This is a genomic window from Psychroflexus aurantiacus (assembly GCF_010820555.1).
Taxonomy (GTDB): domain Bacteria; phylum Bacteroidota; class Bacteroidia; order Flavobacteriales; family Flavobacteriaceae; genus Psychroflexus; species Psychroflexus aurantiacus.
Genome location: NZ_JAAIKD010000009.1, coordinates 1 through 23,917 on the forward strand (window position 1 = coordinate 1; position 23,917 = coordinate 23,917).

Sequence of the window (23,917 nt, forward strand, 5' to 3'; positions counted from 1 at the left end):
TAAATTATGGAATGTAGACGAGTCTTTGGCGATAAACCAGAATGGTACCTTTTTATCCATCGAAAGGCGAAACTATCCTGAACCAGAGGAGTCGGTTCAGTTGAGTCTGTTTAACTATTCCAGCGCCGCGTATCAGTTTGAATTAAATACGGAAGGTATTGATAAAACAGTCTATTTAAAAGATAAGTATACGGGTAATCTTCAGAAACTGGAACAGGATGCGGTAACTAACTATGCGTTTACAGCGAATAAACAAATCCCTGAAAGTGTGTCGAGTTCACGTTTTGAACTTAAGTTTGAAGCGGTGACGCTTGGTACTGAGGATATGGAAAGTGAAGGCATAAGCGTCTATNCGTATATCTGGTCAAAATTAAGATCAATTCGCAGGAATACATCAAAAAGATTATAATCGAATAGTGTTTTTAAGGATGGCTGTATTTAAATTGAATTGCCCTGAATCCTTATCGGTAAATTCCGCAAAACTAAAACGACCTAAAACAAATGGCTTAGGACTTTGTTTTTAAAACGCAGTATTTCTCTTAAAAATAAGAGCTTTAACAAGTAAATTATGCGTAATTATTCTGAATATGACAATGACTTAATGCTGTAAGCCTTATTTTTAATCGTTTTGTAAATTTCACTCAGGGCCAATGTTAACAGGAGGCTAGGCTTAAAATCTAAACTAAGTCAGGCTTTATTTCGGTTTTCGATACTAAAAAACACACCTTTATTTTAATAAAAATATCATAAAATTTTCATAAAAAAGCAATTGCTCCCAAGCAGCCGCAATTATTAAAACAGGGTTGCTCTTCTATTATATATTTTTGCTCCATAATTAATAGCAAGAAGAATAATTGAAATGAGATTGTATTGTAACCGAAATAAGACTAAACATTTACTATTGATGCTCCTCGTAGTGTTCAATAGTGTAGCGGTTTTTTCTCAAATCAGTAATACAATTACGTCTTCCAAAGTAGCTTCTAATTATGAAATTAGAAATGAATTCAATAACGGGGCTTGTCCTGATGTATTTCTAGAGTCTAAATCCGGAGAACAGGAAAATATATTTATCGAGTTTGACCTCAGTAATCTAGAATCTGACTATGGTATTACTAATGCCAATTTAAGACTGGTACAGGGCGAAGGCACCGGAACAAATGGAATTATTGCTTTTGATGTGTATCGGGTCACAAAACCCTGGATTGAGGGCAATGGAAGCTATTATGAAAAAGTGCCCGGACTCAACTGGAATTCATCTGGTATTACAGACTGGGAAACCCCTGGTGGAGATTTTGCAGGGACGGTGTATGCCTCTTCTACTGCAAATTATTCCAATCCGGAAGGTACGGTTTATAATATAGACATTACGACCCTTGCCAATGAGTGGTTATACGGTATTTATCCAAATTACGGACTTGTTCTTGTGCCGCAGACTACAAGTAATCCCTGGTTTAGCATACATTCTGATGATGCTAAAAACCCGAATCACAGACCGAGTCTGGAAGTGATTCAGGAAGCTTACAATTCTGCAAGCAGTATTGTGGATATCAGTTTCCCCTCACCCGTAGAGTTATCTATTGACGACCAGTAAAATTTTAATTATTAATGTCATTCTATGCAGGCTATCCAAGCCCGGGTAATTTCAATTTCGTCAGAACACTTACTAAGCAACTAAATCAGTGATGTGAGTTTACAGGATTAAGCTTTATGCGATTCTAAACTAAGAGCGGTATTTTTTTCTATCCCGTCCGGCGGAAACATAGCTTAGGTCAACCTGCAATTCCTCAGTCCTAATCATCAAAATGTCTATTTTTAATTGGAATCATTTTTAGAATGCCTTTTTTGAAAAAAAAATTGCTTAAAAGGCAATTAAGATTAATCCTAAGCAATTAAGTAAAACCACTTGTTTTCATAAAATATATTTTTGTGCCTTAATTGCTATTTAAGATCTAATAAAGTTAAATGAAATTTCACATCCTCCGAACACCACTCTTATTCTTATTCACTTTATTGTTTTGCTTTTTTGGTCAGAGTACTTTTTCCCAGGAAACTGTCACTGATGTTTATACAACCCCTGGGGCAAGCACGTTTACGGTTCCGGGAGGAGTAACTGAAATTACAGTTGAGCTCTGGGGTGCCGGCGGAGCCGGAGGTCAGGGTGCAGAAAAGCAAGGCACTTATTCCGGCGGCGGGGGTGGCGGCGGCGCATATTCAGTTCAAACATTAGCGGTGCTCTCAGGCCAAACTTATACAATAAACGTTGGAGCTGGAGGCTCATTTTTAACAGGGGAAAGGGACGGTGGTTTGTCTTCTGTTGTTTTTGTAGACGCAGGTCTAGAAGTAACTGCTAATGGAGGAACAGCTGGATCGAATACTATTAAAAATCCAGGGAGTCCACGTGTTAATGGCCCAGGAGGAGCAGGCGGTTCAGGTGGAACATATGCTGGTGGAGGTGGTGCGGACGGAAGTTCAACTGGCGGTGGCGGAGGTGGTTCCTCAGCTGGAACAGCATCTCCTGGAGAAACTGCTATAGATTTCAATGGAGCTATAGCACCTTCTGGTGGTGGAAATGGCGGAAACGGCAGAACCGGATCAGCTGGAGCTGGATCTCCCGGAACTGCACCTGGCGGCGGCGGCGGCGGCGGTTTTGGCGGTGGCGCCAATAACACGGGTTACGTAGGTGGTGCTGGAGGTGATGGACAGGTTAAAATAACATATACCCTTCCCCCTGTTGCCCCTTCTCTTGAACTTTCATCCGTAGGAACAAATCCCACTGGCCAAGGGCCTGCACTTTCTGCAGCTGTTCAGTTATCTGAAAATACAAATAATCCAAATGCAAATAATTTTGTCACCTATAGCCCGTCTTTGGGAGCTACAGTCACTTTTGATAATCAGCTCTACAATTTCCAAGGTTTTACAGAAAATGCCGCTGTGGTGTTTGGATATGCAGCTGCAGCTACTGATATTTATAGAGCTCCAGAAGCTGCATTTGGCGACCCAGTAGATTCTTATTTTACCTCCTCATCTTCGCCAGAGGGAGCAGGATTTTCTGTATCAGAAAATAGGGGTTTATCTATCTTAACTACTACAGCGCCATTATTGGATGATGGAGTTAATACAAATTCCAAAGTGAGAATGGCTGATATGCTGATTGAATTTGATACTCCACTTACAGATCCAATAATTCACATAGCGGGACTAGGAGGAGGTGATCCCGCGAATCAAAGCTATACAACAGAATTGGAATTAATTGACACTGATAAAAGTTTAACGAGACTTTCAGGAACTTCTGCGTTTGAGGTAAACAGTACTGAAATCCTTCATGCTCAAACTGCACCTAGTAATACTGGTGATGGTTCTGCGCAGGGATCTGTGCGTTTGAATGGTCAAAATATTACAAGTGTTAGGTTCAAGGTTTTCATAAGAGGTAATGGAAGCGGGCCATGGGCAGCCAGCAGTACCGATCCGGCGGGTGATGGCTGGCTTATTTCGTTTTCTTCCCAACTCCCAGATTCAGACAATGACGGGGTTCTAGACAAAAATGATGAGGACATAGATAATGACGGGATTTTAAATACTGAGGAAGGCGTTAGCAGTAATCAGGATACAGACGGCGATGGTTTACGAGACTTTTTAGACCTGGACTCAGACGGCGATGGCTGTTCCGATGCCAATGAATATTACAACTATCCCTCTGCCGATGGCAGAGATGGTGGTGAGTTTGGTCAGGGAATACCTGCCGTAACTGCTGCAGGACGTGTCGCAGATGCCGGATATAATGGTGATGTTACCAATGTGACCAATGCTTCTGTTAATTCAAGTTGCGATGCTTATATACTACAAACCAATGGGGATTGGGCGACTGGAAGTAACTGGAATTTTAATAGGCGTCCTTCGGCTCTGGATACCGCTATTGTGAGAGCGAATGCCACTCTAGTCGCCAGTCAGGAAGTGGGTACACTCACGATTGATCCGACGTTTACAGTTTCAATTGCGTCTGATATAAGCCTAAATATCAAAGAAAATCTGACCAATAATGGCGCTATTGATGGCGATGGCTATGTGGTTTTTGACGGAACGGCGGCTCAGCAAATTATCGGGGATGGCACCGATGCCGGAAGTTTTACCAATATACGACTCAACAATACAGCTGGACTTACACTCACCGATGATGCGGATATATTTGAGGTGTTAGACCTAGAGACCGGGACATTTACGATTGAACCTGGTAAGTTCCTAACCTTTAAAAGCAGCGCAGCCCAAACGGCTGTTTTAACTGAGCTGGCTTCTGGAGCCGATATTTCCGGCTGTGTCATTATAGAACGTTATATACCAGCCAGCAATCGATCCTTTAGATATATGGCTTCTCCGGTGAATACCCAAACGGCCAGGGCATGTGGAAGGGAAAGCATAAACACCAATCTTCAGGAAGGTCACCAGGTCACCGATTATACAAAATATTCGGAATCAGAACAGACCCCCGGTTTTGGGACGCATATTACCGGGCCAAACGCTGTTGCTAACGGTTTTGATGCCACCCAAACCGGTAATCCGTCTATGTATACATGGGATGTATCAGTATCACCAGCAAATTGGAAAGCAATACCTAATACGAATGGGACAACATTAGATATTGGAAAAGCCTTCGCCTTAATGGTTCGTGGTGGCCGGGAACTTGATTTAAACGTCAACAATACACAACTTGGCTCGGCGACCACTTTGCGTTTTACGGGTGAGCTTGCCACAGGTAACGTGCCTGTAAATAACCTGGCTTTCGGTAATGGTGAATTTAGCTTAGTCGCCAATCCTTACCAGGCTCAGGTCAATATTAAAGCCCTGTTGAATAGTGTTGACGCAGCAGGCATCAATAATACAGTATGGGTTTATGATCCAAACCTTGGGGTTCATGGGGGGTATGTCACTGTAGATTTGTCGACTACTGATGGAAATGTTGTTCCTTCAGAATCCTCTGCTGATATATTCCTGCAGCCCAATCAGTCCATGTTTGTGGAAAATACAGCCGATGCTCCTGCTTTAACGTTTAAAGAAATTTATAAAAAAGATTTAAATTCAGAATTTACCAACGGGACTTTTAGTGTGGATAACACCGGGACTTTAGACATTACATTAAGGCGCAATCATCAGTCAAATTTTATCGTCGTTGACGGCGTGAGGTTATATTTTGAAGAAAGCCTCGATAACAAAATACAAAACAACGATGCGCTTAAATTCTGGAATACTGGGGAGTCTTTGGCCATAAGTCATTTTGACAAGTATTTGTCCATTGAAAGAAGAAACTATCCTGAAGCGGAGGAATCTGTTCAGCTGAGTCTGTTTAACTATTCCAACGCTGAGTACAAGTTTGAACTGGATGCCCGAAATTTTGAAAAAACAGCCTATCTAAAAGATACGTATACGGGTCAACTTCATAAACTGGAGAATAATGCAGTAACGGTCTATGGGTTTACAGCCGATAATAAAATTTCTGAAAGTGTGTCGGAAACTCGCTTTGAGCTTAGGTTTGAAGCGGAAACGCTTGGTACTGAGGATATGGAAATTGCAGACCTAAGCGTCTATCCCAATCCCGCCTCAGAACTGCTGCATATCCAGGTGCCGAACCTCAATGGCGAAAAGGCTGAGCTGCAGTTGATAGACATGGCCGGACGACTTGTGTTCAGAGAAACGGTGAGCCCTCAAAACGGTGTCCTTTCGACCCGAAAAATAGAACATGTAGGAAGCGGAGTTTATCTGGTCAAAATTCAAGTTGATACGCGGGAATACAGCAAAAAAATTATTATTGAATAGGGACTGATCCGGAAAATATATCTTAGTTAATCAAGGCTTCTAAATCAAGCAGTCGCGATTTTTGCTTAGCCTGCTGGATCCAAAACCTATTTGAGTAAATGCCTTTCTTCATCAAGACAGGCCTGGTCGAGGACTCATTCATCTCCGATAGACAGCCTGCAGTAATGTTCTGTTATTTTTTTGATTTTTGTGTCCGGGAATCCTGATAACCAAAAGATGTGCGGGGTGAAATTCAACTTAAAGCATCAGCAGTCTATTCCTCCCTATTTCTTTTTCTATCCCTCAAAATCTTAGAATACATCACAACGATATAAATAATCACTAGGACAAAGGCTAAATAAATCCAGTTTTCCTGCAAGAATTCTGTGAATTCTTCAGGTTTGTAGGATTCACTATGACTGCCTTCCGGTTTGGGTAATTCACTTTGTTGCATGAGTATATTTTTGATCTTTAAGCATAACTGCTAAATGAATGTCATCTGAATTAAGATTCATAATTCAGACGGCATTTAGGAAGACCTTATTCTTCTCCCTTATTTTTTTTCGATTGTTTTGAAAATCTGATTACCAGGATAATGGCCAGGATAAGTAAAATGATGTAGATCCAGTTGTCCTGAAGAAACTCGGTGAATTCAAAAGGAGCGTATTCTTCACTGTTACTGCTTTCTGGTTTGGTTACGGTGGTTTGCATATCTTTTAATTTAAAAGATTGAAATTAAAGTCCTTTGATGAAATTTCCAAGGGAATCCCCAAAATTAAGTTGAGTATCCACCTGATTTCGGTCCAGTTTCTTATGAACTGAAAGTCCCCAGAGAATAAACTCCAGCCAAAAATACTTTTCCTCAGGCTCATAATTAGAGACATGTTTATCCAGCATTTTTTCCAGAGGTTTTACTTTTGCAAGGGCAGACTCATATTCAGCATTGGAATCATCCTCAAAAAACTGAATATCATCATGTTCCAGAAACCACTTTAAAATCTCGTCGTGAGCTTGCGTTTCATCCTGCTTTTCCAGTTTTTTGATCTCAGGGAAATACACCGGATACAGGCTTTGGATTGCAGAATCAATAAGCTGCTGTGCAACAAATTCTGCTCCTTCTTCTTCGCCTTCATAGACCAGTTCGACCTTTCCCGTGATCGCCGGGATAATTCCGCTAAAATCACTCAGCCGGATACAGGTCTCTTCATCTCCGTTGACCAAAGCTCTGCGCTCGGCAGTACTCATTAAGTTTTCGAATGCGGTGATGCTCAACCGGGCACTCACCCCACTTTTTGCATCTACATAATGGCTTTTCCGGGCTTCGATGGAAATTTGTTCTAAAAGCGTCCTTGCCAAATCCGGAACTAGGATGTGATCTTTTTTGAAGCTGGACAGGCTGGCTTCCTGTCGTGTAATTTGCTTGGCGATTTCGATATCTTTAGGATAATGCGTCAAAATCTGAGAACCGATTCTGTCTTTTAAAGGGGTTACAATGCTGCCGCGATTGGTATAATCCTCCGGATTGGCCGTAAATACAAATTGCAGATCCAGAGCCAATCTCAGATTGAAACCTCTTATCTGTACATCACCTTCCTGGAGTATGTTGAATAAAGCCACCTGTATCCTTGCCTGTAAATCCGGCAATTCATTGATGACGAAAATACAGCGATTGGCTCGTGGAATCATCCCGTAGTGAATCACTTTCTGGTTGGCATAGCTAAGCTTTAAATTAGCCGCTTTTATCGGGTCGATATCCCCTATAAGGTCGGCAACCGTAACATCGGGCGTAGCCAGTTTCTCAGCAAACCTTTCACTCCGGTGAAGCCAGGTAATAGGGGTTTTATCTCCTTTTTTATCGACCAGCTCTTTGGCATACAGTGAAATGGGGTGAAAAGGGTCATCATTAATTTCAGAACCTTCCACCACCGGGATATATTCATCCAGTAAGTTGAGAAGCTGTCTTGCAATTCTTGTTTTAGCCTGACCCCTCAGACCCAAAAGATTGATATTATGCCTGGACAGGATGGCCTGTTCCAGCTGAGGAATAACCGTGTGCTCATAGCCAAAAATACCTTCAAAAGAATTTTTATCGTTTTTTAAGTTGAAGATGAGGTTATCTCTCAATTCATCTTTTATAGACTTAGAGCTATAATTGTTTTCTTTTAAATCTCCAAGCGTCTTCAGTGCAGTTAATTGCATGTTATAATTTTTTTCGTTTGTTGTTTTCGTAATCTTCAAAAATCATTTCCCCAAGACCTTTCAACCCGGAAAAGTATGCTCTCCCCTGGTTGGATTTGGTGAATTCCCTTACAAACTGCTGTAAGTAAGGATCGGAAGCGATCATAAAGGTGGTAATGGGTATCTTCAGTTTTCGGGCCTGAGCCGCCATGTTGTAGCATTTCTTGGTAATGGTTTCGTCCAGGCCTGCACTGTTTTTGTAGTAGCTTCCATCGGCAAGTTTCAGACAGCTGGGTTTTCCATCGGTGATCATGAAAATCTGTTTGTTGGCATTTCGTTTCCTGCTCAGAATTTTCATGGCCAATTGTAATCCTGCCACGGTGTTGGTATGGTAAGGCCCTACCTGTAAGTAAGGTAAATCTCCAATTTTCACCGGCCAGGAGTCATTTCCAAAGACGATGATATCCAAGGTGTCTTTGGCATATTTAGTCGTTATCATTTCAGCCAGAGCCATCGCCACTTTTTTGGCAGGGGTGATTCTGTCTTCACCGTATAAAATCATACTGTGGCTGATGTCAATCATAAGCACGGTACTCATTTGAGTCTGGTGATGGGTGTCGTTTACAACCAGGTCATTCTCCGACATTTTAAATTCGTCGATTCCATGATTGATCTGAGCGTTTTTAAAACTTTCAGTCATAGAAACCTGGTCAAAACCATCGCCAAACTGGAAATCCCTTAAATCTCCTGTCTTATCTTCGCCAATGCCGGTATGCTTTGTTTTGTGTTTTCCGGAACCACTTCGTCTCAGTTTTCCAAAAATCTGCTCCAGAGCATGCTTTCGTATAGCCTGTTCGGTTTTGTTGGTAATCTTGACTCCGGAATTTCCATCAGGCTTTATTTCTTCCCGGATATAACCTTTCTTCTTGAGGTCTTCGATGAAATCATCAATGCTATAGTCTTCATTGGTAATTTCATAAGTTTTGTCTAATTCACGCAGCCAGTCTATAGCTTCATCGAAGTCCCCGGAAGTATGTGTAATCAATTCCATAAAGAGGTCCAGAAGCTTGTCGAACAAGCTTGTGTTTTCCTCATGGGTTTTAAATACGATTCCTTTTCTATAATTTGCCATGCCTTAAAAGTAGTAGAAATAAGAGGAGACAGGGAATAAGTTTGTGTTAAACTGTTTTTAAATTAAACTCAGCCAGGTAATCCCCTGCGTTCGATTTTTCAGATCTGTATAGTGCCTGGTATCCAGGAGGTTGCCTTTTCAGCAGAATCCAAACGGCCAAAATCTTAAAGGCCTTAAGTTTTCAGGAAGCTGATAAATATTTTCTTCTGAATTTAATAACGAGCGCTATGCTTCGAATCAGCATCCACACAAAAAAAGCAATCCAGATCGCATACAGTTTGAAGCCTAAATAATCAAATAAAATCAGCGTAGGCCAGAAGCCGAGGAAGGTAGCGAAGAGTAAGACATTTCGGAGGTATTTGGCTTCACCCAGCCCTTTGAAAATGCCGTCAAACATAAAGGCAATCGCATTGACAGGCTGCATGAGTAAGACCAGCCAGAATACCGAAGAAAAAAGAATCAGCACCTGCTCGTCTTTATTGAAGATGAGTCCGATCTCATCATAGAACAACGCACAAATTCCTGCCAGTAACAGAGCAATAATGACCGCGTATTTACTGATGTCTTTGCTCAAATTCCAGAGTTTGGTATAGGCTTTGGCTCCAAGAAGTTTACCACCAATCGCATTTCCGGCATTGGCATAGCCATCGATAAAGAAAGAAAAAAACAACCAAATATTCATCAGGATACTTTGAGCGGCTATATAATTTTTTCCATAATCGGTGGCATAAGAATTTGCGAGGTATATGGCTATATTTAGGGCCAGGGTTCTCAAAAACAAGTTGGAAGCCATGCTGATGAGAGGCTTCAGGTTTGGATTTAGGCTAAAACTGAGTTTGAGATGAAATGGTGTTTTTTTGATGTAAAAGTGTAAAGCCATGATAAGCATGACAGCCTGCGCAATCACACTGGCTATAGCGGCCCCTTCCAGATGCATAGCGGGAATGAAACCCTCGATGCCATATACCAGTAAGAAATCTAGGCCGATGTTTACAGCTCCTCCTACCAGGCTGCACTTCATCGCCCACAGCGTATTTTGTAAGCCTCTAAAAACGCCAAATATCGCAAAGGTGACCAGTGTAAACGGATAGCCAAGGGCTCTTATGCGGTAATAGCTTTGGGTATACTCTAGAATCAGGCCTTCGGCATTATAAGCACTGAAAATAAGTTCAGCAAAAAAAGCCGTTACGAAATAAATCAGTAGACTCAGTAAGAAATTGAGTAAGATGGTTTGCGGGACCAGTGTTTTTACAGCATTAAGTCTGTTGGAGCCTAAATGCTGAGAAACCAAGGCAGAAATGGCCGTTTTGGTCTGAGCCAGAATCCAAATGATAGCCGATAAAAAAGAGCCAACAATACCGGCAGCGGCCAAAGCTTCCACGGCATTGTACTCTACATTTCCTATAATCGCAATGTCGCTTAAAGAAATCAGGGGTTCTGCAACACCGGCGATAATGGCCGGAATAGCAATGGTGTTGATTTCCTTAAACGATACCTTAGGGGTTTTAACGGAAGATTTAGATGACATCGAGTATGCTTTCCAGTTTCATGCCTCTGGACCCCTTTATGAGGATATTTGAGGAGAGTTGAGTCTTGTTGGTTTTGACAAATTCTTTCAGCTCCTCTGTCGTCTTAAAGCCTTTAACCTTATCAAATGCTGAAGCAGCTTCACTGAAATGTTCTCCGCAAACCAGGATGTCATCAAAGTCTAAGGTCTTACAAACCTCAAGTATATGCAGGTGTTCCTGAGAAGAGTCCTGGCCCACTTCAAACATGTCGCCCAGAATGACGCTTTGTGGTCCCGATTCCATCTGTTTGAAACTTCTCAACGCAGCCTCCATGCTCGTGGGATTGGCGTTGTAAGCATCGAGCAGGATGTTCTTACCCTCTTTTTTAAGGATCTGAGATCTCATCTCTTCCGGTTCAAATTCTTCAATGGCTACTTTTATCTCTTCTTTATCCACGCTGAAATACCTGCCAATACCTATAGCAGCGGATATGTTTTTGAAATTATAACGGCCTATCAATTTACTGTGGATAGTCAAATTTGAATACTCAACTGTGACGAAAGGCCGGGCCTCTTTAAAAATAACCTGACAATCGGAAAGCGGTTTTTCGCCTATGCTGTAGTTTTTATGCTTTATGGCTTTCTCGACCTGCAAATCGTCGTCGCGGTTGAAAAAGATCAGGCCGTCGTGCTCAATAAGATAGTCGTAAAGTTCTGATTTGCCCTTTATCACTCCTTCTATTCCTCCGAAGCCTTCCAGATGAGCTTTGCCGAAATTGGTAATCAATCCGTAATTGGGCTCTGCGATTTTGCAAAGCGCTTCGATCTCTTTCTGGTGGTTCGCACCCATTTCTACAATGCCTAAATCCAATTCAGCAGTAAAAGAAAGCAGGGTTAAAGGAACGCCAATGTGATTGTTTAGGTTTCCAAGGGTTGCTTTTACTTTAAATTCTTTGGAAAGCACCTCATGTGTCAATTTTTTGGTGGTGGTTTTCCCATTGCTCCCCGTGATGGCTATAATGGGAATTTTAATCTGTTTTCGGTGATAGTTGGCCAAATCCTGCAGGGTCTCTAAAACATCATCCACAAGCATTTTGGATTCTCCAGTCTGTGTTTTATCATCGATTACAGCTAATAAGGCTCCATGTTCAAGGGCTTTATCGGCATAGCTGTTGCCATCGAAATTATCGCCTTTTAAAGCAAAGAAAATAGAATTGGGTTCGATTTTCCTTGTATCGGTGGATACGCCGCTGCTGACGAGAAACCTGGAATATAAGTGAGGTATATCTTTCATCATAAGAAATAAAAAAAGCTCTAATACAAAATTAGAGCTTTTTAGTCAGTTTCAACTTTTTTAATTTCTTGTTCTTCTCCCTTTATTGGATTTTGAACCAACTTTGGACATGGCGTTTCTAAAACCGATGTCATTTGTTGCCATCTCCTGAGGGTAAAATCTGCGTTGAGCAGGATCAAGCCAGTAGGCTCTGTCTTTCCAGGATCCGCCTTTATAAACGCGCACATTGTCATCGATAAGCGTTGTTCTGCCAGACGAATCGTCAAAGTTTCTCTGCATTTCACCGTCTTTTAAAGTCACAGCATTTTCAGGAGAATTGTACATGTTTTGGTCCTCGGCATCCGCATTGTTTTGTCCGTAGAATCTCGAAGACGATAAGTCTCCGTCTCTGTAATTTATATTATCGCTTTTGGAGAATTGTGTTCTTAAATAGGTTTCGCTTTCGCCGATTTCAACCTGAACAATTTCGCCCGGGGTAGTTCTGGCTACGATTTTACCATTGCTCAGGGTGTCGTAAATGACCTCATCCTGAGAAAGAACTTTAACTGTTCCATCTTGAGCTATAGCGTTTTTGGTATACACATTACCTCTGAAATAATTGAAATCGTTAAATTCATTATCTACCTTAGGTCTGTAAACATCTGCAACCCATTCAGAGACATTGCCTGCCATATCGTACAGACCGTAGTCGTTGGGTGCGTAAGATTTTACTTCATTGGTAATATCTGCACCATCATCACTCCATCCGGCTATACCGCCATAATCTCCTTTACCCTGTTTAAAATTGGCTAGCTGGTCTCCTATATTAGTTCTTTCTGCAGACCTGGTGTATTGACCGTCCCATGGGTATTTTTTTCTTCCCCGGTAGGTGTTGTATTCTCTCACAGAACTCTGTCCTAAAGCAGCATACTCCCACTCCGCTTCGGTAGGAAGCCTGTAGGCAGGCAGTAATTCGCCATCTTTTCTCTGGACATAAATATTGGTGCTGTCCGGATTGTTTCTAAGCAGTCTGTCGCTTTGCTTTCCGCCTCTGGTAATGCTATCATTGCCGCCATATACTAAACTTGGCGCATTGAGATAGGTTTCTGTGCTAAACAGGCTTTCTGCACTTGCATCTTTATAAGCACCTCTTACCGTGTAGCCTTTTTCTTCCAAGCGTTTTTCGTTAACACGTTCTGTTCTCCATTGGCTAAACTCTGTGGCCTGTATCCAGTTAACTCCCACAACAGGATAGTTGTGGTAGGCAGGATGCCTCAGGTAATTTTTAACCATGGTTTCATTAAATCCAAGCGGATTCCTCCAGACCAGAGTATCAGGCAATGCGCCTGTATAAATGTTTCTATAACGCTCTTCAGACGGAGGGAAAATTTCCTTTAACCAGTCTAAATATTCCAGGTACATAATATTGGTGACCTCGGTTTCATCTATAAAAAACGACTGAATATGTTGCTGGGTTGGTGTGTTATTCCAGTCATGCATGACATCATCCTGAACTCTGCCCATTGTAAATGTACCGCCTTCCACAAAAAGAAGACCAGGACCAGGGTCTTGTTCTTCGTAGTCTGTTTTGTAGCTTACACCTCCATCTTTTCCACTTAAATCCCAGCCGGTTGCTCTTGAGCTACCGTTGTAATCTCTAGAATTATTGCAGCTTGATATAGCTAATGCCATACAAACAAGCATGCAAGATTTAACGAAGTTTTTCCTAATCATAATTTCGATTTTAGTCCAAATTTTGTCTGCAATATAATGATTAACGCGGTATTGGCAAGTATATTTTATTGGTCAGGAATTAAATTTTTTTAAACTCATTTCTATTTCCTCTAATATATACTATCATTGTATACTTTACGTTTTTACCTTACTAACAGACAAGATTTCAACATGAAAATGTTATCCCTATTTTTAACTCTATGTGCCAGCGTAATTTCTTACGGGCAAGGCGGTAAAGTTAATTTAAATTGGGGTAATAACAATAAAATTGCTAAAATATCTTCAGCTGAGACTTATTTTTCAGACTTGAATCCTGCCAACTTTGAATTTGATCAGAATACAGGGCGTCTGCTATACACCCGCTTTTTCAAAACCAATTCTTCTGCGCTTACTCTGAAAAACATCCAAACTGAACGGGTTTCAGAGCATCTCGTTACCGCTCTTGGCGTAGTTCCTCAGGCAATTGATTACGCGTTTTCTGAAGCTGTTTTTGAAAATCAGAAAAAACTCATTCTGAAATTAAATCCGTTTTTTTATAAGAATAATGTTGTTCATAAGGTGGTTTCCTTCGAAACAGAAGAATCAAAAATTTCAGAACCTTCTTCCGGGTTTTCAGAGTTTAGTTCAAAAGCGACTGGAGCTCAACTCACAAATTCTATATTTAGTTCTGGTGGATTATTTAAGTTTTATGTTGAAGAAACAGGGGTGCATCGTATAGACTATGCCTTTTTACAAAGTTTAGGCATCAATCAATCTGATATTCCTTCCGAAAATCTTAAATTATACGGGCATGGTGGTGAAATGCTGCCTTTGAAAAATGAAGACAATTCCTATTTTGATCCGCCACAACTCGCTATTCAGGTTTTTGATGGAGGCGATGGCGTGTTCAATCCCGGCGATTACCTCTTGTTTTATGCCACCAATACGGAAGCCTGGAGCGAAGAAAACGCGACCAATCTGAACCTTTACGCCTCCCGATCCTATTATTATGTCTCTGTGAATTCCGATGCCGGAAAACGCATGTCCTCCCTAAACCAGCCTGCAGGAAATCCTACAACGACATTTACTGAATTTGATGCCTATCAGTTTTACGAGGTCGATGAGACGAGCTTGTCTCTGGTAGGGAGACGCTGGTTTGGAGATCGTTTCGATATTGAAACGGAAAGAACTTACGCGTTCAATTTTCCAAATTTGGTTTCAAGCGAACCTGTTTTACTCGACATCCGAGTAGGTGCCATTTCACCGATAAGCTCATCGTTTGGTTTTTCGGTTAATGGTCAGGTTCAGGGCAATACTATTTCAATTTTAGGAACAGATGCCAACAGTCCATCGCGAGGGGCACAATTGAGAACTCAGGTGAATTCAAATTCTGATGAATTGACAATACAGCTAACTTACAATAAAAACGGAAATCCGGGTGCAACAGGCTTTTTAGATTTCATTTCGGTAGAAGCCAGGAGGGAATTAATTGCCGGAGACGTCCAGTTCAAATTCAAAAATAACGAGGCTTCCACGCTAAGCGGTATCGGAGAGTATGTTATTCAAAATGCGTCCCAGGTTTCTCAGGTATGGGAAATTACCGATCCAATCCATCCGACCTTTATTGCCAATCCGGAACAGTCTTCTGCTTTTTCCTTTAAAAGTCTTTTAGGGACTGCACGGGAATTCCAGCTGCTGACCTCCACTTATCTGCAACCTCGAATAGAGTCTGGCAATATACGAGTGCCGAGCCAAAATATAAAAGGTACAATTTTGACCAATGCTCAGGGACAGTTTCAGGATTTAGATTATTTAATAATAACTCAGGCTTCGTTCCTTTCGGCAGCCAACAGATTAGCGGAATATAGGAGAGAACATGACGGTCTCGTTGTCAAAACCCTGACGGTAGAAGCTATTTACGAAGAGTTCAATTCCGGCAAACAGGATATTGGAGCTATCAGAAATTTGGTGAAGTATATATATGACCATGCCTCTTCGCCTGAGAACCGGATTAAATTTTTAGGAATCATTGGGGATGCTTCAGTAGATTATAAAAACAGATTACAAAACAACACCAATATAGTGCCTACCTTTCAAAGCCTGGGCAGTTTTTCTACAACGGTATCTTCCTTTATGTCCGATGATTTTTTTGTGATGATGAATCCCGGTGAAGGGAGAATGCAGCGAGGTGAACTGATGGATCTTTCGGTGGGCAGGATTCTGGCAGACACGCCACAACGGGCAAATGCCATGGTCGATAAGATTATTTCTTCTGAAGAGAACGAGTCTTATGAGGAATGGCGAAATAACTTTATATTAATATCAGATGATGCCGACGATGAACGGGACTTTTACCTGCAGGTGGATTTAGATAATCTCGGAGACAGGATTTCAGAAAATAAGCCCACCGTCAATGTGAAAAAAATTCACTCTGATGCTTTTCAGCAAATAGCCGGGGCGGGAGGAGACCGGTATCCCGAGGTGAATGAAACCATCACCAATTTCATTGAAGTAGGAGCGGCTGTGGTCAACTATTTTGGGCACGGTGGTGAAGATGGTCTGGCACAGGAACGTATTGTGACACAAACCAACACGCAGAATTGGACCAATCCAGATCGCTATACCTGCTTTGTGACCATCACCTGTGAATTTACAAAGTTTGATAATCCACTAAGGATGACGGGAGGAGAACTTACCTTCTGGAACGAGAATGGCGGAGCCTCTTCACTGGTCACCACTACCAGGGCAATAAGTGTCTTTGCTGGAGTCCAGTTCAATAATGTGTTTGCCCCTTTCCTTTTTGATTTTGACAACAACGATGAAACCATAGCTCAGTCAGTGGCCAGAGCCAAGCGAAATATTTCAGGGAATGGGAAACGCATCGTCTTTTTTGTGGGAGACCCGGCGATGAGGCTGCCCCTTCCAAAGCCCAGGGTTCAGCTCACAAGTATCAATGATGTAGCACTTTCTCAATTCACAGATACCCTGCAGGCACTGGGAAAATATAAGTTTAAAGGACAAATTGTAGATGCCGGCAATCAGGTGCTTCAGAATTACTCCGGGAATTTGTCTGCTGTGATTTTCGATAAACGAATCGAAAGGCAGACCTTAGGGAATGACGGTGCTAGGATTAACGGTCAGCTGGCTATTATGGATTTTACGACTTTGGGAGAAAATTTGTTTAGAGGCCAGGCTAGCGTGGAAAGCGGAGAATTTGAATTTGAATTTATCCTTCCTAAAGATACGGGGCTTCCGGTTGATACTGGTCGGGTGAGTTTTTATTCTTCCAATCAAAACCAGCTTGAGGAATACAGCGGTTATAACACCGATCTTTTGATAGGGGGCTTAAATGAAGATGCACCTGAAGATAACGAAGGGCCCCTGATCAATCTGTTTATGAATGATGAAAGCTTTGTTAACGGAGGGATAACCGATAATCAACCTTATATTCTGGCGCTGCTTGAAGATGAAAACGGAATCAATACCGCGGGAGGTATAGGTCACGATATCGTGGGTATTTTGGATGGGGATGAGGCGAATCCTATAATTCTGAACGAATATTACGAAGCCGAACAGGACGATTATACCAAGGGGAAGGTGTATTACAGACTGCGTGACCTGGAAGACGGAGAACATACCTTAACTCTAAAAGCCTGGGATGTCTATAATAATTCTCAAACCCAGGATATTCATTTTGTGGTTGCCGGAGATGATGAACTTAAGATTACCCGGGTGCTTAATTACCCCAATCCATTTATAGATTACACCGAGTTTTGGTTTAATCACAACCGACCGTTTGAGCCTCTTGAGGTGATGGTACAGGTCTTTACGGTGTCAGGAAAGCTTGTCTGGTCTGAAAATCAAATTGCAAATACCAGTGGCTTTCTCTTCAGGGACATGAGCTGGGATGGAAGGGATGATTTTGGAGATAAAATAGGAAAAGGGGTTTATGTATACAAGCTTATAGTAAAATCAACGTTAACTAATCAGAAAGTAGAAAAATATGAGAAACTTGTCATTTTATAATTTAAACAGAGTTGCTAATTCAAATTTACCTATGAAGTCTATACTGGTAGTGCTGCTGGCGTTGGTGTTTATGCCAAGAGCCTCCTATGCACAGGATGACCGGCGTGTCATTACAACGGGAGTTCCCTTTTTGCTCATTGCTGCAGATGCCAGGTCTTCCGGAATGGGAGACCAGGGCGTGGCAACCCCTGTGGATGCTTTTTCTCAACAGTGGAATGCTGCAAAATATGCCTTTTCAGAGTCGAAAACAGGAATCGGTATAGCTTACACACCTTACCTTAGAGAGCTGGTGAATGATGTGAATATCGCCAACCTCACCTACTTCAACAGGTTAAATGAAAGGAGTGCGTTTGCAGCCAGTATACGGTATTTTGACCTTGGAGAAATCGAGTTAAGACAGACTGCAGATCAGGTTCCCAGCATAGCGAATCCTAATGAATTTGCCATTGACTTAAGTTACTCGCTTAGACTAAGTGAGGAATTTTCAATGGCTGTGACCGGGCGTTTTATAAATTCTAATTTGAGGATTCCAACAGGAATTGCAGAGGCAGATCCGGCCAGTACTTTTGGAGCTGACATCTCTATGTTCTACAGAAGCGAAGAGAAATTTTATAATGATTTCAACGGGCGCTGGAGGGCCGGGTTAGCGGTGAGCAATATCGGGCCAAAGTTAAAGTACGATGATGCAGGTCAGGAAAATTTTCTCCCCACCAATTTTAAGGCAGGGGCAGGATTCGATTTTATTTTTGATGCCGCCAATACCTTAGGCGTACATCTGGAATTTAATAAGCTTCTTGTGCCGACTCCCCCAAGGTTTGATACTGAAAACGGACAATTAACCCCTGAAGGTCAGCAGGCTTTCCTGGATTATTCAAGTCAGAATGCCATAGGAGCCATTTTTTCTTCCTGGACAGATGCGCCTGACGGGCTTTCTGAAGAGCTTAAAGAAATTACCTGGGCTCTTGGAGCAGAATACTGGTTTGAAGATAGTTTTGCCTTGAGGCTGGGGTATTTTAACGAGTCTCAGGACAAAGGCTTCCGGAAATTTCTAACCATTGGTTCCGGGTTCAAATACTCAGCCATCGACATTGATGTGTCTTACTTATTTTCAACTTCAACCGTACAGAATCCCCTGGAGGGAACGCTCAGGTTCGGTTTAACGTTTAATATAGGAGATAATACCTATATTGAATATTAACTCTATCTTTGTTTTAAACCCTTAAAAAAAGTATCAATAGAATTGATGCTTTTTTTGTCTTGAAGAAGATTGTAAATTATGACAGAAAAGCAAATCAGTGCAAGCATAAAGATTTTTGATTCAGCTTCTGAACTTCCAGAGCATATTCAGACCTTGATGAATCAGGCTGTAGAAGCCAGAAACACTGCCTATGCTCCCTATTCCAAATTCAAAGTTGGCGCAGCACTTAGTTTAGAAAATGGCGAAGTGGTTAGGGGGAGTAACCAGGAAAACGCTTCATATCCATCAGGTCTGTGTGCAGAACGCACCGCGATTTATGCTGCAGGCGCCAATTATCCCAACCAGAAAATAAAAGTCTTGGCGATTTCGGCGACTTCAGAAAAACATGATGTGACGGAGCCCATTGCTCCCTGTGGTGCCTGCCGTCAAGCCATTGCAGAATATGAGCAAAAACAGGACGAACCCATTCAAATCTACTTTACAGGAATCAGTGGTAAAGTCATTTGTGTCGAGTCGCTTTTAGATATATTACCCCTGGCATTCAACAATAAATTTCTTTAGACTTAATACGCCTAAAGTATTTTCAATTCTTACATAAAGTATTACTTTTGTAATTCTGTTTTAACGAAGACAAAATATAGCTGTACATGAAAAAAATAACAAAAAAGACTTATTTGAAATGGTATGAAGACATGCTGTTTTGGAGAAAGTTTGAGGATAAATTGGCTCAGGTTTATATACAACAAAAAGTAAGAGGTTTTTTGCATCTTTATAATGGACAGGAAGCCATTTTAGCTGGTGCTTTACATGTCATGGATCTGAAAAAAGATAAGATGATTACCGCTTATAGAAACCATGTGCAGCCTATAGGAATGGGTGTGGATCCTAAAAGGGTCATGGCTGAGTTATATGGAAAAAAAACAGGTACTTCTCAAGGTTTGGGAGGCTCGATGCATATCTTTTCCAAAGAGCACAGGTTCTACGGAGGTCATGGTATCGTTGGAGGTCAGATTCCTTTAGGAGCGGGCTTAGCCTTTGCAGATAAGTATTTCAATACCAATGCCGTGACGCTTTGTTTTCTTGGCGATGGTGCAGCAAGACAAGGTTCTTTACACGAGACTTTAAACATGGCTACCAACTGGAAACTGCCAGTGGTGTTCTGTGTCGAAAACAACGGTTACGCCATGGGAACTTCCGTTAAAAGAACTTCAAGTCACGAAGATATCTGGAGACTTGGCTTAGGTTATGAGATGCCTTGTGGTCCTGTGGACGCCATGGATCCTACCAAAGTAGCGGAAGCTTTGGATGAAGCTATTACCAGAGCAAGGGCAGGAAAAGGACCAACCTTCCTAGACCTGAAAACCTACAGATACAGAGGACATTCCATGAGTGATGCTCAAAAATACAGAACGAAAGACGAAGTAGAAGAATATCAAAAAATAGATCCAATATCCAAAATTAAACAGATTTTGCTGGATAAGGAATATGCAACAAAAGAGGATATTAAGAAGATTGATAAGCGGGTAAAAGACAAAGTCAGCGAGTGTGAAAAATTTGCGGACGAGTCAGATTTCCCAGACAAAAACGTCATGTATGACGTCGTATACGAGCAAGAAGATTATCCTTTCATTTCTCACAAATTATAAGTAGATGGCTGAAGTAGTAAACATGCCCAGATTAAGTGACACCATGGAAGAAGGTGTTGTGGCAAAATGGTTAAAGCAAAAAGGAGATAAAGTAGAAGAAGGAGACATTTTAGCTGAAATCGAAACCGATAAAGCGACGATGGAATTTGAATCCTTTCACGACGGTGTGCTTCTGTATATTGGAGTTGAAGAGGGAGAAGGGGCTCCGGTTGACTCGCTTCTGGCCATTATTGGAGAAGAGGGTGAAGACATTGATGACCTCATAAAAAATGCTGAAGGCGATAATGCCTCGGAAGAAGACTCTGAAAAGTCTGATGATAAAACTTCTGAATCCAAAGAGGAGAAGTCCGCATCAAAGGATTCCTCTGAAGAGGATCAAGGCGGAGATGGTGCTGATATGCCTGAGGGCGTTGAGGTTGTTACCATGCCACGCTTAAGTGATACCATGGAAGAAGGTACAGTGGCTACCTGGTTAAAATCTGTTGGAGATGATGTGGAAGAAGGAGACATCCTGGCTGAAATCGAAACCGATAAAGCGACTATGGAATTCGAATCTTTTTACACCGGAAAATTGCTGCACATCGGTATTGATGAAGGCGAATCTGCTCCTGTAGATGAGGTTTTAGCGATTATTGGTCCTGAAGGCACCGATGTAGATCAGGTTTTAAAATCTTTAAAATCGGATGGAAAATCTTCATCTGATTCTAAAAAAGGGTCCAAAGACACTAAGTCTGAAGCATCCAAATCAGAAGATAAGTCTTCTTCATCCAGTGCAGAAGATAGCTCTGGCGATAAAGATGCGGATAACACAGACGATGAAGGAAGAATACTGGCTTCACCTTTAGCTAAAAAAATAGCGGAAGACAAAGGCATAGATTTAAGAAAAGTAAAAGGCTCTGGAGACCAGGGTAGAATCGTGAAAAAAGATGTGGAAGACTTCACGCCTTCTGCTGAAAGCACCAAGAAAGAAACGCCTCAGGCCGAACAACTAAAACAACAGGAAACAGCGCCAGCCGCAAAAGTGTATACTCCGGCAGGAGAAGAATCTTTTGAGGAAGTGAAGAATTCTCAAATGAGAAAAACCATCGCTAAGCGTTTGTTAGAATCTAAGAACTCCGCGCCGCATTATTACCTCAATATCGAAGTGGATATGGAGAATGCGATGGCCTCTAGATCCCATATCAACGAGATGCCAGATGTGAAAGTTTCTTTTAACGATCTTGTTATCAAAGCCTCTGCGATGGCTCTAAGGAAACATCCGCAGGTCAATTCTTCCTGGGATGGTGAAACGACAAGGCTTGCCAAGCACATTCATGTAGGCGTTGCTGTTGCTGTAGAGGAAGGACTTTTGGTTCCTGTTTTAGAATTTGCAGACCAGCAAAGCTTAACTCAGATCGGTGGCAACGTGAAAAATTTAGCTGCAAAAGCTAAAAACAAAAAGCTGCAACCCAACGAGATGGAAGGCAGTACATTCACAGTCTCAAATCTTGGAATGTTTGGAATTACTGAGTTCACGAGCATTATCAACCAGCCCAATTCAGCTATCCTTTCCGTAGGAACGATTGTTGAAAAGCCTGTGGTTAAAAAAGGTGAAATTGTTGTAGGACATACCATGACACTTACGCTGGCATGCGATCACAGAACTGTGGATGGGGCTACGGGTGCTAAGTTTCTTCAAACTTTAAAAACCTATCTGGAGAATCCAGTGACCATGTTAGCTTAGTCGCTGATATATTGAAACAACCTACTGCCTTTTCAGACTTTTAATAGGTCTTTAAAGGCAGTTTTTATATATTCACTTTATGAAAAAAATCATTATCACCCTTTGCATAGGTTCACTTTTAGCCTTCTCTTGTAAAAATTCAACGCAAGATGAGAAAAAAGAAAATTTAGAAGAAACAGATAAAATCGAGTTCGAATATACTGCAGAATCAGCTCTCAAAGAGATAACTTCAGATGAGTTTATGGGAAGGAACACAGGTTCAGACGGTATTGAAGAAGCTGCATTTTATATTGAAAATTCCTTTCAGGAATTTGGTGTGAAGCCCTACTTTGAAACCTACAAAGATTCTTTCAAACTGAAAGAAATAGATGGCTATAATGTCGTAGGCGTTTTGAAAGCTAAAGAATCTACTGATTTGAGACCACTTATCATAGGTGCTCATTATGACCACATCGGAATTATTGAAGCTGTAGATAACGACAGCATTGCCAATGGAGCCAATGATAATGCAACAGGAACCGTAGCTGTTCTGGAACTCGCCAGATTTTTATCCAGTCAGGAACTGAAACGCGATGTTATTTTTGCCCTCTTTTCTGCCGAGGAAAAAGGCCTGGTTGGCGCAAGGCATCTGGCTACTAAAATGAAAGCCCGGGACAAGCAACCTTATCTTGTATTTAATATTGAAATGCTGGGTGCTCCAATGAAGGATAAGCCCTATCGAGCTTATGTCACTGGTTATGAAATGTCAAATCTTGCTGAGGTGTTCAATGGTTTTTATGAAGGCCAGGATGCATTCTTAGGGTTTTTACCTCAGGCTGCTGAGTACAATCTCTTTAAAAGAAGTGATAATTATCCGTTTTATGAGGTTTTCAACATACCGGCTCATACCATCAGTTCTTTCGATTTTACCAACTATGAGTATTATCATCATGTCAATGACGAGTTTGAAGAGCTTGATGTAAATGCCTTTTTAAAATTAGTCGACGACTTAAAGCCCGGAGTATTGCAATTAATCAATTCCACAGAAACCCCCGTAAACCTTAATTAATGTCAAAAACCATAGTCATCACAGGAACCAGCCGAGGCATTGGCTTTGAACTTGTCAAGCTTTTTGCTGCTGAAGGCCATACTATATTTGCCCTGTCCAGAAACGATAAGCCTGTAAGCGCACTGAATCTTGAAAACGTTTTTTCATATTCCTGCGATCTCAGCGATTCTTCTCAGGTTTCTGAAGTGGCTGAAAAGATAAAATCTCGGGTCAGCTCTGTGGACATTTTGATTAATAATGCAGGTCAGTTTTTAAAGCAGGACTTTAAAGATACCAGACTGGAAGATGTGAGAAGCGTTTACGAAACCAACGTGTTTTCTGTTTTCGATTTGACACATCAGCTGCTTCCGGCGATGAAGGATTCTACACATGTGGTTACCATTAGCAGTATGGGTGGTGTTCAGGGAAGCATGAAGTTCCCCGGACTAGCGGCTTACAGTTCAAGCAAGGCTGCGGTCATCACCTTAACTGAATTACTTGCAGAAGAGTATAAAGTCAACGGACCTTCTTTTAATGTCCTGGCTCTGGGAGCAGTTCAAACGGAAATGCTCGAGGAAGCCTTTCCTGGATTGCAGGCTCCAAACTCTGCTTTGGAGATGGCGGAATACATCAAAGGTTTTTCAGAAAATGGTCAGCGATATTACAACGGGAAATTATTACAAGTGTCCAGTTCTACGCCTTAAAATGGA

Annotated in this window: 16 protein-coding genes and 1 pseudogene; 10 read left to right on the forward strand and 7 right to left on the reverse strand. The window is 41.6% G+C overall.

Annotated features, from left to right (window positions below):
* The 3 genes and pseudogenes from G3567_RS12730 to G3567_RS12740 form a co-directional block, all read left to right on the forward strand.
* Window positions 1-352 (forward strand): annotated as a pseudogene (locus tag G3567_RS12730) (hypothetical protein); the annotation flags it as partial.
* Between the two features lie 552 nt (window positions 353-904).
* Complete coding sequence (locus G3567_RS12735) at window positions 905-1,591, forward strand: DNRLRE domain-containing protein (RefSeq protein ID WP_164005698.1); 687 nt, start codon at window positions 905-907, stop codon at window positions 1,589-1,591.
* Window positions 1,592-1,962: 371 nt separating this feature from the next.
* Window positions 1,963-5,805: a T9SS type A sorting domain-containing protein gene (locus G3567_RS12740; RefSeq protein WP_164005699.1), complete on the forward strand. Its 3,843-nt coding sequence runs from the start codon at window positions 1,963-1,965 to the stop codon at window positions 5,803-5,805.
* 253 nt (window positions 5,806-6,058) lie between these two features.
* On the opposite strand, the gene G3567_RS12745 is transcribed toward G3567_RS12740, so the two are convergent.
* The 7 genes from G3567_RS12745 to gldJ all read right to left on the reverse strand — a co-directional run bounded on the left by G3567_RS12745 (window position 6,059) and on the right by gldJ (window position 13,608).
* Window positions 6,059-6,238, reverse strand: coding sequence for a hypothetical protein (locus tag G3567_RS12745; protein WP_164005700.1), 180 nt, complete (start codon window positions 6,236-6,238; stop codon window positions 6,059-6,061).
* Window positions 6,239-6,324: 86 nt separating this feature from the next.
* Window positions 6,325-6,495, reverse strand: a complete 171-nt coding sequence (locus G3567_RS13420) for a hypothetical protein (RefSeq protein ID WP_205521236.1) — start codon at window positions 6,493-6,495, stop codon at window positions 6,325-6,327.
* 24 nt (window positions 6,496-6,519) lie between these two features.
* Window positions 6,520-7,983: a magnesium chelatase gene (locus G3567_RS12750; RefSeq protein ID WP_164005701.1), complete on the reverse strand. Its 1,464-nt coding sequence runs from the start codon at window positions 7,981-7,983 to the stop codon at window positions 6,520-6,522.
* Window position 7,984: 1 nt separating this feature from the next.
* On the reverse strand, window positions 7,985-9,094 hold the full coding sequence (locus tag G3567_RS12755) for a vWA domain-containing protein (RefSeq protein WP_164005702.1): 1,110 nt from the start codon (window positions 9,092-9,094) through the stop codon (window positions 7,985-7,987).
* A 181-nt stretch (window positions 9,095-9,275) separates the two neighbouring features.
* Window positions 9,276-10,622, reverse strand: coding sequence for an MATE family efflux transporter (locus tag G3567_RS12760; protein WP_164005703.1), 1,347 nt, complete (start codon window positions 10,620-10,622; stop codon window positions 9,276-9,278).
* Complete coding sequence (locus G3567_RS12765; RefSeq protein WP_164005724.1) at window positions 10,612-11,895, reverse strand: UDP-N-acetylmuramoyl-tripeptide--D-alanyl-D-alanine ligase; 1,284 nt, start codon at window positions 11,893-11,895, stop codon at window positions 10,612-10,614. The genes G3567_RS12760 and G3567_RS12765 overlap by 11 nt, the downstream gene beginning before the upstream one ends.
* A 60-nt stretch (window positions 11,896-11,955) precedes the next feature.
* Window positions 11,956-13,608, reverse strand: coding sequence for a gliding motility lipoprotein GldJ (gene gldJ / locus G3567_RS12770; protein ID WP_164005704.1), 1,653 nt, complete (start codon window positions 13,606-13,608; stop codon window positions 11,956-11,958).
* Between the two features lie 171 nt (window positions 13,609-13,779).
* Here gldJ and porU point away from each other — a divergent pair, with 171 nt between their 5' ends.
* The 7 genes from porU (at window position 13,780) to G3567_RS12805 (ending at window position 23,911) form a co-directional block, all read left to right on the forward strand.
* A complete protein-coding gene (porU, locus tag G3567_RS12775; RefSeq protein ID WP_164005705.1) occupies window positions 13,780-17,613 on the forward strand; it encodes a type IX secretion system sortase PorU in 3,834 nt (1,277 codons plus the stop codon).
* A gap of 31 nt (window positions 17,614-17,644) precedes the next feature.
* Entirely contained in the window at window positions 17,645-18,811 is a 1,167-nt protein-coding gene (gene porV, locus G3567_RS12780; protein WP_164005706.1) for a type IX secretion system outer membrane channel protein PorV, read from the forward strand.
* Between the two features lie 78 nt (window positions 18,812-18,889).
* Complete coding sequence (gene cdd, locus G3567_RS12785) at window positions 18,890-19,372, forward strand: cytidine deaminase (protein WP_164005707.1); 483 nt, start codon at window positions 18,890-18,892, stop codon at window positions 19,370-19,372.
* A gap of 86 nt (window positions 19,373-19,458) precedes the next feature.
* Window positions 19,459-20,457, forward strand: a complete 999-nt coding sequence (gene pdhA / locus G3567_RS12790; RefSeq protein WP_164005708.1) for a pyruvate dehydrogenase (acetyl-transferring) E1 component subunit alpha — start codon at window positions 19,459-19,461, stop codon at window positions 20,455-20,457.
* Window positions 20,458-20,461: 4 nt separating this feature from the next.
* Window positions 20,462-22,180, forward strand: a complete 1,719-nt coding sequence (locus G3567_RS12795; RefSeq protein WP_164005709.1) for a pyruvate dehydrogenase complex dihydrolipoamide acetyltransferase — start codon at window positions 20,462-20,464, stop codon at window positions 22,178-22,180.
* 79 nt (window positions 22,181-22,259) lie between these two features.
* Window positions 22,260-23,228 (forward strand): M28 family metallopeptidase, encoded by a 969-nt coding sequence (locus G3567_RS12800; protein WP_164005710.1) that lies wholly within the window; start codon window positions 22,260-22,262, stop codon window positions 23,226-23,228.
* On the forward strand, window positions 23,228-23,911 hold the full coding sequence (locus G3567_RS12805) for an SDR family NAD(P)-dependent oxidoreductase (protein ID WP_164005711.1): 684 nt from the start codon (window positions 23,228-23,230) through the stop codon (window positions 23,909-23,911). Before G3567_RS12800 ends, G3567_RS12805 begins: the two co-directional genes overlap by 1 nt.
* The last annotated feature ends 6 nt before the right edge of the window (window positions 23,912-23,917 follow it).